Source organism: Aeromicrobium sp. (assembly GCF_050700635.1).
In the GTDB taxonomy this organism is placed as follows: domain Bacteria; phylum Actinomycetota; class Actinomycetes; order Propionibacteriales; family Nocardioidaceae; genus Aeromicrobium.
Genome location: NZ_JBOHDT010000111.1, coordinates 1 through 14,560, shown reverse-complemented (window position 1 = coordinate 14,560; position 14,560 = coordinate 1). Strand labels below are relative to the sequence as shown.

The following is a 14,560-nucleotide window of genomic DNA, read 5'->3' as shown; positions in this document are numbered from 1 at the left end:
GGACCAATGTCGCTACTGGGGTCGTGGGTAGGCTCTCTCCGTGACGTCGAGAATGAACCGTGCCCAGCATCTAGCCGCCGAGCAGGGCATCGACGCCTTGCTGATCACCCCGGGTGCCAACCTTCGGTATCTGACCGGATATCACGCCCTTCCCTTGGAGCGACTCACCTGTCTCGTCCTGCCCGCCGATGGCGATCCGACTCTTGTGGTGCCGGCGCTGGAGCGACCGGCCGCCGTCGCTTCCGGCGTCGAGCTCGACATCGCCACCTGGAACGAGACCGACGATCCGTTCGCGCTCGTGGCCGGCCTCGTGGGGACAGCGAACACGATCGGCGTCGACGACCACATGTGGGCTGAGCGGGTCTTCGCGCTGCAGTACGCGCTTCCGTCGACCCAGTTGTCGCTCGCCGGACCGATCATCCAAGAACTGCGGATGCGCAAGGAGCCGGCCGAGATCGATGCGCTGCGCGTGGCCGGAGCCGCCATCGACCGGGTGCACTCGCGTATGGGGGAGTGGCTCCGACCCGGGCGCACCGAACGTCAGGTCGGCGCCGACATCGGCCGCGCGATCATCGACGAGGGGCACGAGACCGTCGACTTCGTGATCGTCGGATCCGGCCCGAACGGAGCCTCCCCGCACCACGAGCTCTCCGACCGGGTGATCGAGCCGGGTGACCCGGTCGTCGTCGACATCGGCGGCACCACGCCGGCCGGTTACTGCTCCGACTCCACCCGCAACTACCTGGTCGGCGGACCTGCCCCGCAGGGCTACGAGGAGGGCTATGCCGCCCTGGCTGCCGCACAGCAGGCCCAGCGTGAGCACGCACGTCCTGGTGTCACGGCCGAGTCCGTCGACGCCGTCGGACGCCAGATCCTCGCTGACGCGGGGTACGGCGACCTGTTCATCCACCGCACCGGCCACGGCATCGGACAGGAGACCCACGAGGAGCCCTACATCGTCGCCGGCAACACGTTGGTGCTGGAGCCGGGCATGGCGTTCTCCATCGAGCCGGGCTTCTACGTCGACGGACGCTACGGCGCCCGCATCGAGGACATCGCTGTGTGCACGTCCGACGGTCTCGAGGTCCTGAACAACACCCCGCGCGAGCTCGTCGTCCTGCAGGCTTGACCGTGCCCGCCCGCGTCGCATGGCCGCTCGCGCTGCTGTGCGGCGTCGTCTGCTCCCTGGGGTTCGACCCGGTCGCTGTGCCGTACGCGATGGTGGTCGGAGTCGCCGGTCTCACTTTCGTCGCCCGACGGCTCGCGGATGCCCGCAAGCGGGTGGTGCTGGCCACCGGCGCGATCTTCGGCCTGGCCTTCATGGGCCCGCTCATCTGGTGGATGAATGCGGTGAGCAACGGCGCGTACGTCGGTCTCGTGCTCGCCGAGACGGTGTTCTTCGCCGTCATCATGCTCGCTCTCCGCGCCGCCGTGCGGCTGCCGTGGTGGCCGCTGTGGGGTGCGGCCGTGTGGGTGCTGGGCGAGTCGGCCCGCGGCAGCATCCCGTTCAGCGGCTTTCCATGGGGGCGGCTTGCCCACACGGCCATCGACACCCCGTTCGCCTCCTACGCCCGACTGCTCGGAATGCCGGGGACAACGGCCGTGCTGTTCCTCGTCGCCGCCATGCTGCTGGCGCTAGCCACCGCGCACACATGGCGGGCTCGCGTTCTCTCGGTGGGCGTCGTGGCGGCGCTCGCTGTGCTCGGAACGCTGCTGCCCACTGGTGTCGCCGGCCCGGCCGGGACGCGTCAGGTCGCCCTGGTGCAGGGTGACGTTCCCGGCGTGTTCCTCACCTGGGAGCGGGGCGAGATCTTCGACCTGCACGTCCGGGAGACCGAACGTCTCGTCGATCGGATCCAGCAGGGCGAGGTGCCACAGCCCGACGCCTTGCTGTGGCCCGAGAATGCTACGGACGTCGATCCGTTCCACGACGCGCGAGTTCGCGACGGCATCGAGTCCCTGGTGGCCGAGCTGGGAGCCCCGATCCTCGTGGGAGGGATATTCGACGGCCCGACCGTCGACACCGCCTACAACGCCGGCGTCGTCTGGGAGGAGGACGGCCCGGGGGAGCGGTACGTCAAGCGCATGCTCGTGCCGTACGGCGAATACGTCCCCTTCCGTCGCGCCCTGGGCGGCATCGTGCCGCGATTCGACCGCGACATCCCGCGCGACATGCTCCCCGGCAAGGGTGACGGAGCGCTTCGGATCGGTGACTTCACCGTCGGCGACACCATCTGCTGGGACATCGCCTACGACGGCATCGTCAGGGAGACCGTCAACGCCGGTGCGCAGATGCTCGTCGTGCAGACGAGCAACGCCAGCTTCACCGGCACGGCCCAGCCGGACCAGCAATGGAACATCTCGCGTCTGCGCGCCATCGAGACCGGTCGATGGGTCCTGGTGCCGTCCACCAACGGCATCAGTGGCATCGCCGACGCCTCCGGACGTGAGGTGGCCCGGGCACCTCTCCACGAGCCCGCCACCCTTTCTGCGGACGTGCCGCTGGCCGGTGGTTCGACGCCGGCGCTGCGCATCAGCGGCTGGCTGGAGCTGCTCCTGGGAACCCTCGGTGTGGTGGGATGGTGGGGCGGCTTTCGCCGCGCGAAGGGAGTCCGCTGATGCGCACGCTCGTGGTCGTGCCGACCTACGACGAGGCAGAGAATCTCGCCCTCGTCTTGGCACGTCTTCATGCGAGCCAGCCGGAGGTCGACGTCCTCGTGGTCGATGACGCTTCACCCGACGGGACCGGACGGATCGCCGACGAGCTCGCCGCTGCCGACAAACGCGTCCACGTGATGCATCGACACGCCAAGCTGGGTCTGGGTGCTGCCTACCGCGCCGGCTTCGCCTGGGGCCTCGTACGCGAGTACGACCACTTCGTCGAGATGGACGCCGATGGTTCGCACCTGCCGGAGGAGCTCGGACGGCTCCTCGACGCCGCCTCCGCAGGCGCAGATCTGGTGATCGGCTCGCGGTGGATCGAGGGCGGCTCAGTCGTCAACTGGCCCTGGTATCGACGGTTCATCTCGCGGGCCGGCACGATGTACGCCCGCATCATGCTCGGTCTGCCGGTGCACGACAGCACGGCCGGCTACAGGGTCTACGCACGGCACACTCTCAACCGGCTCGACATCGCCGGCGTGGCCTCCCAGGGCTACTGCTTCCAGATCGACATGACCCGGCGTGTGCGCGCTGCCGGTATGAGCATCGTCGAGGTGCCGGTCACGTTCGTCGAGCGCGAGCGCGGGCGCTCCAAGATGAGCGGTCACATCGTGCGCGAGGCGTTGTGGCGGGTCACGGTGTGGGGCTTTGCCCGGCTCGTGCCCGGCCATCGCCGCCGCATGGAGAAGACTCTGGAGACCCAGGGATCCAACCTGCTACCTCAGTGACGCTCTTCGAGCCCCACGGCGTCGCGTAGCTTGTGGACCGCCTCGTCGAGCTCCGGGTCCTGGTCGGCCCGGGATTCCATCAGGGCCGCCAAGCCCTCAGCGATGACATTCATCTTCTCCTGCGCCGACTCCGTGGATCGCCGGGACGCGTTCTCCAGGAGGACGAGCAGGAGCAGCGAGAGCACGCTCGCGACTGTGTGGATGGCGACCTGCCATGACTTGATATCGGGCCACCACGGCATGCTGACCAGCCAGGCGATCACGATGAACAGGCAGACGATGAAGAACGGGGCCCGACTCACGCGCTGGTAGGACGCCTCGACGAATCTCTCGAACGGGTTGCGCCCGTCGGACTTCTCGCGGTCGTCAGCCGCCTCGGTTCGCGCCACCAGTCGACTCTAGCGACCCCTGGTTCACGGCGAGGCGATCGCCCCTGACGCAGCTCGACCCCGGCGCCAGCCGGGGTCGAGGTACGTACGTACACGCCTGGTGCTTGACTCAGGCGGTCTTCTTCCTGCGACGGTGCAGATGCGGCGGACCGATCTGACCGGTTCGCAGGAGCTCGAGGCGTTCGGTGAGGATCTCCTCCAGCTCGGACTCCGAACGACGCTCCAGGAGCATGTCCCAGTGCGTGCGTACGGGCTTCTCGTTTTTCGCAACCGGCTCGCCACCGTCAACACGACGACCGAGCTGACCCGTCTTCGGGTCCTCCCACTCGTCGGGAATTTCGGCCTCGTCGGCCATGGTGACCGTGAACGTGTGCCCATCAGCGCAGACGAACTCGATCTCCTGGCGGGGAGCCATCTCGACGCCACGCTCGTCCTCGAAGCTCTGCGCCCCGAGTCGTGCGCCGCGTAGTGCGCGTTCAGCCATTGGGTTCCCCCCTTTCTTTGAGCCTTGCTTCCTTCAACGTACGGCATCTCCTTGAGATTCCCCTGAACAGGAATCAGGCCGGGAGGCGCGCCTTGTCGTCGATTTGGGCGGGCACCCGCAGCAGGACCACGAGACCCGCGGCAAGCACGAGCATGATGCCGATGATGCCGGCCTTGTCGCTGCCGGTGATGAAGGCGAAGAAGCCGAACAGGGTCGGTGCGAGGAACGAGACCGCGCGTCCGGTCATGGCGTAGAGGCCGAAGTGCTGGCCCTCCTTGCCGACCGGCGTGAGGCGCGCGAGGAACGTTCGCGAGGCCGACTGGGCCGGTCCGACGAACAGGGTCAGGATGAGCCCGAACACCCAGAACGCCGCAGGTCCGTCGACGAACAGGAGCGCCACCGCTGTCACCAGCATCGACACGAGTGAGAACACGATGACGAACCGCGGGCCGAGGGAGTCGTCGAGACGCCCGGCGAGGAGAGCTCCAGCCGCAGCGGTGACGTTGGCGGCGACGCCGAAGATCAGCACGTCGTCCTCGGCGATTCCGTAGACCGACACGGCCAGGACCGCTCCGAACGTGAAGATCCCGGCGAGTCCGTCGCGATAGAGGGCGCTCGCCATCAGGTAGACGACCGTCGAGCGATCCGTGCGCCACAGCTCGCGGACGTCGGCGAAGAGGATGCGGTAGGACTCGAAGAATCCCGCCGAAGCCGTTGTAGGGCTGGCCGACGCAGGCAGCTCCGGCACCATGAACAGCACCGGGAGGGCGAACACGAGGAACCAGGCGGCCGCGAGAAGGGCGATGAGACGGATGTTGAGGCCGTCCGCGGTGGACAGGCCGAGGAACCCGCGGGTGTCGCCCTCGCCGACGACGAACCCGTAATAGCAGAGCAGCAGCAGGATGATGCCGCCCAGGTAACCGAAGGCCCAACCGACCCCGGAGACGCGGCCGATCGTGTCGGGTGTCGAGACCTGCCGAATCATCGCGAAGTACGGAACCTGCGCGAGCTCGAACAGCACCGAGCCGAGAGCGAGCAGCACCAGTCCGAGCCACAGGTAGTGGTAGTCGTCCTTCACCAGGAACATCAGGGCACTGCAGGTGACGACGGCGAGGGTGAGCAGGCCGAGCGAGCGGCGGCGGTGACCGGCCGCGTCACCGCGCTGGCCGGTGATCGGTGCGAGGACGGCGACGACGAGACCGCCGATCCCGAGCGACCAGCCGAGCCACGAGCTGGCCGAGACGCGTCCGGGGAGGTCGTCTCCGACGGCATCGGTGAGGTAGACCGAGAACACAAACGTGAGGATCACCGCGTTGAAGGCGGCCGAGCCCCAGTCCCACAGGCTCCAGGCCAGGACCTGCCGCTTCTCGGTGCGTCGTGCGACCGCTGCGCTCTCGCTCACGGCGTCACCTCCATTGATCACGTTCGAGCAGCACATCGCGGAGAACGTCCACACGATCGGACATCAGGCCGTCGACGCCGATGTCGAGCAAATATCGCATCTCGTCAGGGTCATCGACGGTCCAGACGTGGACGGGCAGGCCGAGATCATGGGCCCGACGGACGAATCCGGGCGTGACCAGCGTGAGGCTCCCGTGCCGGGACGGCACCTGCAGGCACGCGCCGCCGCGTCGCACACCACGAGCTTGCCAGCTGCGGCGCGGCGCCAACCGCAGCCGAGCGATCTCGCCGGGGGAGAGGCAGGTCGGTGTGGTCGGTGCGCCCGCCCGCATCCGCAGGAGGCGTGATTCAGAGAACGAGGCCAGGCACACTCGGTCGAGGGCATCGGCCTTGCGCAGCACGTCGAGCATCGGGTCGACGGCGTCGTCCGCCTTGGCGTCGATGTTGAACCGGGCCTCGGGAAACGTCTCCAGCAGCTCGGAGAGTCGGGGAATCGGTTCGCGTCCGCCGACGCGAATCGCGTCGATCGCCTCGGAGTCGAGGTCGCGGAAGGCCGACACAGTGCCGGTCATGCGCGTCAGCTCGATGTCATGGAACGCGTAGACGACGCCGTCGCGGGAGCTGTGCACATCGGTCTCGAGGTAGCGGTAGCCCAGGTCGACGGCGTTCTGGAAGGCCGCAAGGGTGTTTTCGATGCCGTCGTTGGCGGCCAGCAGGGCTCCGCCCCGATGGGCGAAGGCCAGGGGAGCGGGGGTGTCGAGGAAGGCCACAGGCTCGGTGGCTCAGATGTCGCGGAACGTCTCGATCTCGGCGCCGAGGGCGTTGAGACGGATCGCGAGGTCCTCGTAGCCCCGATGGATGACGTAGACGCTGCGCAGCACGGACGTGCCCTTGGCGGCGAGCATCGCCAACAGCACGACGACGGCCGGACGGAGTGCCGGCGGACAGACGAGCTCGGTGCTGCTCCAGTGGGTGGGGCCCTCGATGAGCACACGGTGGGGGTCGAGGAGAGTGACCTGGGCGCCCAGCTTGTTCAGCTCGGTGAGGTAGATGGCGCGGTTCTCGTACACCCAGTCGTGGAGCATCGTCTGGCCCTCGGCCGTGGCGGCGATGACGGCGAAGAACGGCAGGTTGTCGATGTTCAGCCCGGGGAACGGCATGGGGTGGATCTTGTCGATCGGTGCCTTGAGCGCCGACGGGTGCGTGGTGATGTTGACGAGGCGGGTGTGGCCGTTCTCGGCTGGATACTCCTCGCTGCGGTCGTAGTGGAAGCCCATCTCCTCGAGCAGCGCGAGCTCGATCTCCATGAACTCGATCGGCACCCGCCGGACCGTGATGCTCGACTGCGTGACGATGGCGGCCGCGATGAGGCTCATGGCCTCGATCGGGTCCTCGCTGGGCGCGTACTCGACGTTCGTGTTGATCACGGCCCGCCCGGTCACGCGCAGGGTGGTGGTGCCGATGCCCTCGATCTCTACGCCGAGCTCCTGCAGGAAGAAGCAGAGGTCCTGGACCATGTAGTTGGGGCTGGCGTTGCGAATGACCGTGATTCCGTCGTGGCGCGCAGCTGCCAGGAGCGCGTTCTCGGTGACGGTGTCGCCGCGTTCGGTGAGCACGATGGGCCGCTCCGGGCCGACGCCTTTGGCCGCCTGGGCGTGGTAGCTGCCCTCGGTGGCGATGACCTTGAGGCCGAACGGCCGAAGTGCCGTCATGTGCGGCTCGACGGTGCGCGTGCCGAGGTCGCAACCGCCGGCGTAGGGCAGCTCGAAATTGTCGACGCGGTGCATCAGCGGGCCGAGGAACATGATGATGCTGCGGGTGCGGCGCGCCGCCTCGGCATCCATCGACGCGAGATCGAGCTTGGACGGCACGACGAGCTCGAGGTCATTGTCGGCGTTGAGCCAGCGGAAGCGGACGCCGATCGACTCGAGCACTTCGAGCAGCCGGTTGACCTCCTCGATGCGCGCGACTTTGCGCAGCACGGTGGTGCCCTCGTTGAGCAGGCAGGCGCACAGCAGCGCGACGCCGGCGTTCTTGCTGGACTTCACGTCGATGGAGCCGGACAAGGTGGTGCCACCCTTGACGCGCAGGTGGCTCGGGCCGGAGGCGCCGACGCTCACCAGCTCGGAGTCGAGGGCGCTGCCGATGCGGGCGAGCATCTCGAGGGTCAGGTTCTGCTGACCCTTCTCGATGCGGTTGACGGCGCTCTGGCTCGTCTTGAGCTCGGTGGCGAGCTGGGCCTGCGTGAGTCCGCTGTGTTGGCGTGCGTCGCGGATGAGTGTGCCGATCCTGGCCAGGTAGTCGTCATGTTCTGACATGGTTCCCCCACTGTATATCTCAGATATGAGATAAATCTACACGTTCTTGGATTTGAGTGCCTGCGGGCGGATGAGCAGGGCCACGAGGACGCCGACCACGGTCAGCGCACCTGCCGCGACTCCGACGATACCCACGCGCGCCGAAGATCCCAGCACCTCGATCAGTTCTGCGCAGACGACCTGCCCGGCGATCAGGCAGAGCCCGAGCACCAGCACGCCGTGGATCTTGACGAGCAGGGCCGCAAACCAGATGACGGCGACGCCCATGACGCCGCCGGTGTACAGCCACCACGTGCCGGGAAGCTCCCCGAGCCGCCCATCCACCAGCAGGCTCACCGCGAGGCCGACCACGAGCGCCACTGTTCCGACGGCGAAGTTGTTGAATGTCGTCGCCCATGGCCCGCCGATGGCGTTGAGTCGCCCGTTGAGGGCGAGCTGGATGCCCGTGCCCATGCCGGCGAGCAGCGGAAGCAAAGCGAAGGTCACGGTCTGTACGGAGAACGACTCGATCAGCCGCTCGCCGGCCGCCAGAATGACCGCAGCGACGGCGAATGCCGCTGCGACGGCCCGCGGATAGCTGAACGGCTGGTGCCCCGACGGCCCGATGCCGAAATGGTCGACGAGCAGGCCACTCGAGGCCTGGCCGGCAGTGATGGCGACACTGAACAGAGCCACGCCGATCGTCGCGACGGTGAGTCCCTGGGTGGCCACGAGATAAGCACCGAACAACCCGCCCAGCACCTCGTGCGGTCGCAACCGCCCGCCGCGCAGGTCACCGACGAGTCGACCGAGCCCCGACCGGGCGCTGGGCAGCGCGACGACGATGACTGCGAGCACGGCAAGTCCGCTGCCGAAGCTGATGACCGCGGCCGCGATCCCGGCGCGTGGCCCGGAGCCGAGCTCGTCGGCGAGCTGGCCGTTGATCTGGGACTGGACCGCGAGGATGCCGCCCGTGGCCAGCATCACGAGGACGGAGACGATGCGGATCGCTCTACTGGTGCTTGCGGCTGCCGCCGCGGGGGAGGAGTCGCTCACCCGACGGTCGTAGTCTGAGTCGTTCCGGGACGTCGGGCATCGACGACGCCTCCGAACCTCATCACGTGGTCCCAATTCGTGTCCCCGGCCATCTCAATGACTACTGCACCATGGCCAAATCGGGGGATTTTCACGTGTCTATGATGCACCTCCACCGATCCGGGGCCGTGAGGGTGTCGAATGAGGTACATGGGCCTGTTCTCGGACGCAACCGCACTGATGGTGCAAGCTGGTGCGAAGCGATCGGCACGATACGGGGACGCCCTCTACTTCACCGGCCCGGAGTTCGATGGCAGGGAGTTCGACGAGCCCGAGAGCTGGCGGATTCCAACCCGTCACCACGCAGTCCGTTGTGATGTCTACCGTCCGCCCGGCGTGGCTCGGCCACCGATCTACGTGCACTTCCACGGTGGCGCGTTCATGATGCGGTTCCCGCGCATGGACGACTTCTTCGCCCGGTTCATGGTCGAAGAGGCCCAGGTGGCGGTCGTCAACGTCGACTATGACGTCGCGCCGCAGCACCGGTACCCGATTGCCCACCATCAGGCCCACGACGTCGTCCGATGGCTCACGCAGCATGCCGGCGACGGCGACCTCGACGGTTCCCGCATCGCAGTCGGCGGGTTCAGCGCCGGCGGCAACCTAGCCGCCTCCGTCTGCCTCCAAGCACGCGACGAGGCCACGCCGATGCCAAAGCTGCAGGTCCTGGGAGTGCCGTCGCTCGACGTCTCCACGTTCGACAAGACGTCAACGGTGTCGGACCCGATGATCGGACCGGCAGCGCTCCGGATCGCGCGGACCACGTACTTCAAGGACGAGTCACGACGCGCGGAGCCCTATGCGTCACCCGGCCTGAGCGACGACTTGCACGGACTGCCGCCGGCCGTCGTGCTCACGGCCGAGTGGGACCTGCTGCGGGCCGAGGGCGATGACTATGCCGAGCGACTCACCGCTTCCGGTGTCGACGTGCTGCACCGGGTGGTCCCCGGTCGCGATCACTACTTCCTCGACGGCGATCGTGCACGGGCTCGGACGCTGCTCGACCTGATCGCGCGCGAAACGGCCCGCAGACTGGCCTGACGTTTCAGTCGACCGTGTCTAATGGGCACGTGCGCGGACATGCCAAGCGAGTGGGACTGGAGATCCTCGGCTGGGTGCTCGTCGTCGGCGGACTGGCAGCGCTCATCCTTCCCGGTCCCGGCCTCCTGGCCCTGTTCGCTGGACTTGCGGTGTTGTCCCAGCAGTACGAGTGGGCCGAACGCCGTCTGGAGCCGGTCAAGGAACGCGCCCTGAAGGCAGCCGCCGAGGGAGTCGAGACGTGGCCGAGGATCGTCGCATCCGTTGCCGGGAGCCTGCTCATCGTGGCCATCGGCGTGGTGTGGTGGATCGGGCCGATGGCTCCGTCCTGGTGGCCCGTGAGCGAAAACTGGTGGTTGTTGGGCGGGTGGGGCACGGGCACGACACTGATCCTGTCCGGCATCGTCGCGCTGGCGTTGGTGGTCTACAGCTTCAACAACTTCCGGGATCCCGGTCGCACGGGAGAAGGAACCTCGATCGACTGAGTGGGGGAGCGACGCCTGGCCAACGTGCGTCAGTGCGCGTTGACGAAAAGCCCACGCTCACTCCTGGGTGAGCTCGACGCCGTCGAACTCAGCGGTCACGCCATCGGCCAGGGCGGGCCCGTCGGTCTCGTCGCCGTGGCGGTTGAAGCTCGGTGCGCCGACCGTCGCGCGCAGCGCGTACTCGCCGGACGCGGGAATGCTGAAGTTGTTCGCGTCGTGGAAGAACGTGGAGTAGTAGAAGTTCAGCTTCTGCTGCTGGACGACCGCGCCGTCGGCGCCCACTACGTGCCCGCCGTGCTTCTCGAACCACGGTTCGGCGGCCTCGACGATGTAGGAGATCGTTCAGTCGCCTTCGACGGTCTTGCCGCCTCGCTCGGCCACCTCAGCCGCGAGGGTCGAGTACTGCTCCTCCACTCCGGCCGGCACCGACGACGACCGGGTGGTGGCCTTGGACGGTTCGTCACCGCAGCCGGCGAGCGTCAAGACGAGTGGCAGGCTGATCGCGGCAAGGGCGGCAGTGGTGCGGCGCATGGAGTCTGCTCAATCGATATTAGGTTCGCCTAACCTAACTCAGCATCCTGACAGCTCGACAAGTGGGCGGTCGGGAGGAGGAGGGCTGCAAGACTGTCGGTGACCCGGCGTCGAAGGAGCATCCCCACGATGGCGCTGCACCCAAGTCGAACGTGGCGTGTCCTGGTTGTCCTTCTGCTGATCGGCGGTCTGGTGGTGGGAATGATGTGGTGGCTGCAGCGGCAGCTGATCTATTTCCCTGACGCGTCGGCGGTGCCGCAGGCCGGCGACGTTATCGAGGGCGGGCGCGATGTCACGCTGCACACCGACGACGGGCTCGCGCTCGGTGCGTGGTTCGTGCCGGCGGCGCCTGGCCCGGGTGCGACCGACCGGCGGATGGCGGTTCTCGTCGCGCCCGGAAACGGCGGCAACCGAGCCGGCCGCGTCGGCTTGGCCGAGGAGCTGCGGCGGGAGGGTCTCGCAGTGCTCTTGGTGGACTACCGCGGATATGGCGGCAACCCGGGCAGCCCGAGCGAAGATGGTCTGGCGCGCGATGCGAGGGCCGCCGCTGACGCACTGGAGGGCCTGGGTTACCCGCCCGAGCGCACCATCTACTTCGGGGAGTCGCTGGGCAGCGGTGTCGTGGCGGCTCTGCAGACGCGCCGCCCACCCGCCGGGATGGTGCTCCGGTCGCCCTTCACCGAGCTCACGGATGTCGGGGCCCGGCACTACCCATGGCTGCCGGTACGGCGCCTGCTGACCGATCGGTTCCCCGTGACGGACCACCTTGCCGAGAGCGACGTGCCGCTGACCGTCGTGTACGGCGACCGGGACTCGGTCGTGCCCACGGAGCTCAGCGCACGGGTGGCGGACGAGGCGCCGGCGCTGGTGGAGCGGGTGGTGTTCGCAGGCGCCGACCACAACGACGCCGTGATGTTCGGGCCGCGCGTGGCAGATGCGGTGGCCCGTCTGGCCGACGAGGTCGGGTGACGGTCGCCAGTCAGTCGCCGGTCCACCAGTCCGGCAGCTCGGCGATCGAAGCCAGGACGGCGTCTGGCGACACGTCCGCGCCCAGGTCTGCGGGGGCGAACTTCCCGGTCCGCACGAGCACGCCGGTCAGCCCGGCGCGCTGGGCACCCTCGACGTCCGTGCGGATGTCGTCGCCGACCATCACCACGTGGTCCGCGGCGAGCCCGAGGCTGCCAACTGCAGTCTCGTAGAAGGCCCGGTCCGGCTTGCCCATGACCACGGCTGTCGTCCCGGCGGCGTACTCCAGGGCCCGGACGAACGCGCCTGCATCCAGCCGGAGCCCGTCGTCGGCGCGCCAGTACCGGGTCAGCCCGAGGGCGATCAGCGTCGGCCGCGAGTCGGCCATCAGCAGCCGGAACGCGCGGTTGAAGGTGGCGAAGTCCCACGCCTCGCCCAGGTCACCCACGACCACGGCGCCGGCGCCCTGCTCGGCGTCGTCGGGCATCGGGTCCAGCTCAACGAACTCAGACGCGGTGGCTGCTGGGATGAACAGCGCCGGCCGGCCAGGTGAGTGGTGCTGCAGCCACGACCTCGCGGCGACGGCCGGCGTGAGAATGTCGTCGTCGGACGCGGGGATGCCCATGGAGGACAGCTTTGCCGCGATCGCGGCCCGCGGCCGGGACGAGGTGTTCGTGAGGAAGCGGAACGGAATGTCCTCACGCGCGAGCCAGTCGACGACACCGGCGGCGCCGGGCACCGATGAGTCGCCGACGTAGACGACACCGTCCAGGTCCAGCAGAACTCCGCGCACGCCACCATGACAACACGGCGCTAGGCAACGTCGGTGCGACGTGGCACGATTTCGAAAGTGGCCAGCAGAACTGCCGAGACGGACCGCTTGCGCGATCTGGCGCTGCTGCGTCGTGTCCGAGATCGGATGGACCGGGAGTACGCGCAGCCGCTCGACGTCGAGGAGCTCGCCCGCGGCGCGAACATGTCGGCCGGGCACCTCAGTCGTCAGTTCCGGCTCGCCTACGGTGAGTCGCCGTACTCCTACCTGATGACGCGGCGTATCGAGCGCGCGATGTCGCTGCTGAGCCTTGGCGACTTCAGCGTCACCGACGTCTGTTTCGCAGTCGGCTGCTCGTCGTTGGGCACATTCAGCACGCGCTTCACCGAGCTGGTCGGAGTGCCGCCCAGCGTCTATCGCCGTGAGGGGACACGTGCGACGGAGGGCATGTCTCCGTGCGTGGTCAAGAAGGTGACCAGACCGATCAGGAATCGAGAAGCGCCCGACCCCGAGCCACAGCTAGCGTGACGCCCATGAACCTCACCATTCACCAGACCTACCTCCCGCACCACGACGCGGACGCCTCGCTGAGCTTCTACCGCGACACGCTCGGTTTCGAGGTCCGCAACGACGTCGAGTACGGCGGCATGCACTGGATCACGGTCGGCCCGGACAGCCAGCCCGACACGTCCATCGTCCTGCACCCGCCGGCAGCCGACCCCGGCATCACCGACGACGAACGTCGCGTCATCGAGGAGATGATGGCGAAGGGCACCTACGCCGGCATCAACCTCGCCACCCCCGACCTCGACGGCACCTTCGAGAAGCTGCAGGCCGGCGACGCCGAGGTCGTCCAGGAGCCGACCGAGCAGCCGTGGGGCGTCCGCGACTGCGCCTTCCGCGATCCCGCGGGCAACATGATCCGCATCTTCGAGGTCAGCTGAGCATGGCCACGAAGTCGAACACGGAGGCGGCGTCGCTGCACCTGGCCGACAGCCACGAGATGATCCGTGTGCAGGGCGCGCGCGAGAACAACCTCAAGGACGTCAGCGTCGAGATCCCGAAGCGCCGGCTGACGGCGTTCACCGGCGTCTCCGGCTCCGGCAAGAGCTCGCTGGTGTTCAACACGATCGCCGCGGAGTCCCAGCGGATGATCAACGAGACCTACAGTGCCTTCGTGCAGGGCTTCATGCCCACGCTGGCACGGCCCGAGGTCGACGTGCTCGACGGGCTGACGACCGCGATCATCGTCGACCAGCAGCGGATGGGTGCCGACCCCCGCTCCACGGTCGGCACGGCCACCGACGCCAACGCGATGCTGCGCATCCTCTTCAGCCGACTCGGGAAGCCGCACATCGGGCCTCCGACCGCCTACTCGTTCAACGTCCCGACGCGTACGGCGAGCGGGGCGATGACCGTCGACAGGGGAAAGGGCGAGAGGATCGTGGTGCGGAACGCCGTCTACCAGGGCGGCATGTGCCCGCGCTGCGAGGGCATGGGCTCGGTCAACGACTTCGACCTGTCGCAGCTGTACGACGACAGCAAGTCGCTCAACGAGGGTGCGCTCACGGTCCCCGGCTACAGCATGGACGGCTGGTACGGCCGCATCTTCAGCGGCGCCGGACTGCCGATGGACAAACCGATCGGCAAGTTCACCGAGAAGCAGCTCGACAAGCTGCTGTACGGCGAGCCGACGAAGATCAAGGTCGAGGG

General features: G+C 67.9%; 17 protein-coding genes and 1 pseudogene. 9 read left to right on the top strand and 9 right to left on the bottom strand.

The annotated features are described in order from the left end of the window. Nucleotides 1-40 precede the first annotated feature (40 nt). From ACRDPN_RS09035 to ACRDPN_RS09025, 3 genes are read left to right on the top strand one after another with little or no spacing between them, the layout of a single operon-like run. Entirely contained in the window at nt 41-1,129 is a 1,089-nt protein-coding gene (locus ACRDPN_RS09035) for a M24 family metallopeptidase (protein ID WP_431447114.1), read from the top strand. A gap of 2 nt (nt 1,130-1,131) precedes the next feature. Next, the gene (lnt, locus tag ACRDPN_RS09030) at nt 1,132-2,619 is read left to right on the top strand and encodes an apolipoprotein N-acyltransferase (RefSeq protein WP_431447113.1); all 1,488 of its coding nucleotides are present in this window, start codon (nt 1,132-1,134) and stop codon (nt 2,617-2,619) included. Beyond that, nucleotides 2,619-3,389, top strand: coding sequence for a polyprenol monophosphomannose synthase (locus ACRDPN_RS09025; protein WP_431447112.1), 771 nt, complete (start codon nt 2,619-2,621; stop codon nt 3,387-3,389). The genes lnt and ACRDPN_RS09025 overlap by 1 nt, the downstream gene beginning before the upstream one ends. On the opposite strand, the gene ACRDPN_RS09020 is transcribed toward ACRDPN_RS09025, so the two are convergent. The 6 genes from ACRDPN_RS09020 to ACRDPN_RS08995 all read right to left on the bottom strand — a co-directional run bounded on the left by ACRDPN_RS09020 (nt 3,383) and on the right by ACRDPN_RS08995 (nt 9,016). Next, entirely contained in the window at nt 3,383-3,778 is a 396-nt protein-coding gene (locus ACRDPN_RS09020; protein WP_431447111.1) for a low affinity iron permease family protein, read from the bottom strand. The two genes, ACRDPN_RS09025 and ACRDPN_RS09020, sit on opposite strands and share 7 nt — an antisense overlap. A 109-nt stretch (nt 3,779-3,887) precedes the next feature. After that, nucleotides 3,888-4,262, bottom strand: coding sequence for an RNA polymerase-binding protein RbpA (locus ACRDPN_RS09015; RefSeq protein ID WP_431447110.1), 375 nt, complete (start codon nt 4,260-4,262; stop codon nt 3,888-3,890). Nucleotides 4,263-4,335: 73 nt separating this feature from the next. Beyond that, nucleotides 4,336-5,664 (bottom strand): MFS transporter, encoded by a 1,329-nt coding sequence (locus ACRDPN_RS09010; RefSeq protein WP_431447109.1) that lies wholly within the window; start codon nt 5,662-5,664, stop codon nt 4,336-4,338. A 4-nt stretch (nt 5,665-5,668) separates the two neighbouring features. Beyond that, nucleotides 5,669-6,433, bottom strand: a complete 765-nt coding sequence (locus ACRDPN_RS09005; RefSeq protein WP_431447108.1) for a glycerophosphodiester phosphodiesterase — start codon at nt 6,431-6,433, stop codon at nt 5,669-5,671. 12 nt (nt 6,434-6,445) lie between these two features. Beyond that, entirely contained in the window at nt 6,446-7,981 is a 1,536-nt protein-coding gene (locus ACRDPN_RS09000; protein WP_431447107.1) for a UDP-N-acetylglucosamine 1-carboxyvinyltransferase, read from the bottom strand. 36 nt (nt 7,982-8,017) lie between these two features. After that, entirely contained in the window at nt 8,018-9,016 is a 999-nt protein-coding gene (locus ACRDPN_RS08995; RefSeq protein WP_431447106.1) for a DMT family transporter, read from the bottom strand. Nucleotides 9,017-9,205: 189 nt separating this feature from the next. Here ACRDPN_RS08995 and ACRDPN_RS08990 point away from each other — a divergent pair, with 189 nt between their 5' ends. Both ACRDPN_RS08990 and ACRDPN_RS08985 read left to right on the top strand, forming a co-directional pair. After that, the gene (locus ACRDPN_RS08990) at nt 9,206-10,096 is read left to right on the top strand and encodes an alpha/beta hydrolase (protein ID WP_431447105.1); all 891 of its coding nucleotides are present in this window, start codon (nt 9,206-9,208) and stop codon (nt 10,094-10,096) included. Nucleotides 10,097-10,125: 29 nt separating this feature from the next. Beyond that, nucleotides 10,126-10,578 carry a PGPGW domain-containing protein gene (locus ACRDPN_RS08985; protein ID WP_431447104.1) on the top strand — a complete coding sequence of 151 codons (453 nt, stop codon included), beginning with the start codon at nt 10,126-10,128 and terminating at the stop codon, nt 10,576-10,578. A gap of 57 nt (nt 10,579-10,635) precedes the next feature. Here ACRDPN_RS08985 and ACRDPN_RS08980 read toward each other — a convergent pair whose 3' ends face one another. Together ACRDPN_RS08980 and ACRDPN_RS08975 are read right to left on the bottom strand one after the other, a co-directional pair. Beyond that, nucleotides 10,636-10,860, bottom strand: coding sequence for a hypothetical protein (locus tag ACRDPN_RS08980; RefSeq protein WP_431447103.1), 225 nt, complete (start codon nt 10,858-10,860; stop codon nt 10,636-10,638). Between the two features lie 60 nt (nt 10,861-10,920). Further along, a complete protein-coding gene (locus tag ACRDPN_RS08975) occupies nt 10,921-11,109 on the bottom strand; it encodes a hypothetical protein (RefSeq protein ID WP_431447102.1) in 189 nt (62 codons plus the stop codon). Between the two features lie 129 nt (nt 11,110-11,238). Between ACRDPN_RS08975 and ACRDPN_RS08970 the strand changes: the two genes are divergently transcribed. Beyond that, complete coding sequence (locus ACRDPN_RS08970) at nt 11,239-12,078, top strand: alpha/beta hydrolase (RefSeq protein ID WP_431447101.1); 840 nt, start codon at nt 11,239-11,241, stop codon at nt 12,076-12,078. Between the two features lie 10 nt (nt 12,079-12,088). Here the strand turns inward: ACRDPN_RS08970 and ACRDPN_RS08965 are convergent, their stop codons facing one another. After that, on the bottom strand, nt 12,089-12,868 hold the full coding sequence (locus ACRDPN_RS08965; RefSeq protein ID WP_431447100.1) for a TIGR01458 family HAD-type hydrolase: 780 nt from the start codon (nt 12,866-12,868) through the stop codon (nt 12,089-12,091). Between the two features lie 57 nt (nt 12,869-12,925). Between ACRDPN_RS08965 and ACRDPN_RS08960 the strand changes: the two genes are divergently transcribed. The 3 genes and pseudogenes from ACRDPN_RS08960 to ACRDPN_RS08950 form a co-directional block, all read left to right on the top strand. Continuing rightward, nucleotides 12,926-13,375, top strand: coding sequence for a helix-turn-helix transcriptional regulator (locus ACRDPN_RS08960; protein ID WP_431447099.1), 450 nt, complete (start codon nt 12,926-12,928; stop codon nt 13,373-13,375). A 5-nt stretch (nt 13,376-13,380) separates the two neighbouring features. Continuing rightward, nucleotides 13,381-13,791, top strand: a complete 411-nt coding sequence (locus ACRDPN_RS08955; protein WP_431447098.1) for a VOC family protein — start codon at nt 13,381-13,383, stop codon at nt 13,789-13,791. A 2-nt stretch (nt 13,792-13,793) separates the two neighbouring features. After that, nucleotides 13,794-14,560, top strand: a pseudogene (locus tag ACRDPN_RS08950) (excinuclease ABC subunit UvrA); the annotation flags it as partial.

Excerpts from the sequence above, each read along its gene's own strand:
- ACRDPN_RS09000 (WP_431447107.1), bottom strand. The coding sequence starts at position 7,981 with ATGTCAGAACATGACGACTACCTGGCCAGGATCGGCACACTCATCCGC.
- ACRDPN_RS08970 (WP_431447101.1), top strand. The coding sequence starts at position 11,239 with ATGGCGCTGCACCCAAGTCGAACGTGGCGTGTCCTGGTTGTCCTTCTG.
- ACRDPN_RS09025 (WP_431447112.1), top strand. The coding sequence starts at position 2,619 with ATGCGCACGCTCGTGGTCGTGCCGACCTACGACGAGGCAGAGAATCTC.
- ACRDPN_RS08955 (WP_431447098.1), top strand. The coding sequence starts at position 13,381 with ATGAACCTCACCATTCACCAGACCTACCTCCCGCACCACGACGCGGAC.
- ACRDPN_RS09015 (WP_431447110.1), bottom strand. The coding sequence starts at position 4,262 with ATGGCTGAACGCGCACTACGCGGCGCACGACTCGGGGCGCAGAGCTTC.
- ACRDPN_RS08975 (WP_431447102.1), bottom strand. The coding sequence starts at position 11,109 with ATGCGCCGCACCACTGCCGCCCTTGCCGCGATCAGCCTGCCACTCGTC.
- ACRDPN_RS08990 (WP_431447105.1), top strand. The coding sequence starts at position 9,206 with ATGGGCCTGTTCTCGGACGCAACCGCACTGATGGTGCAAGCTGGTGCG.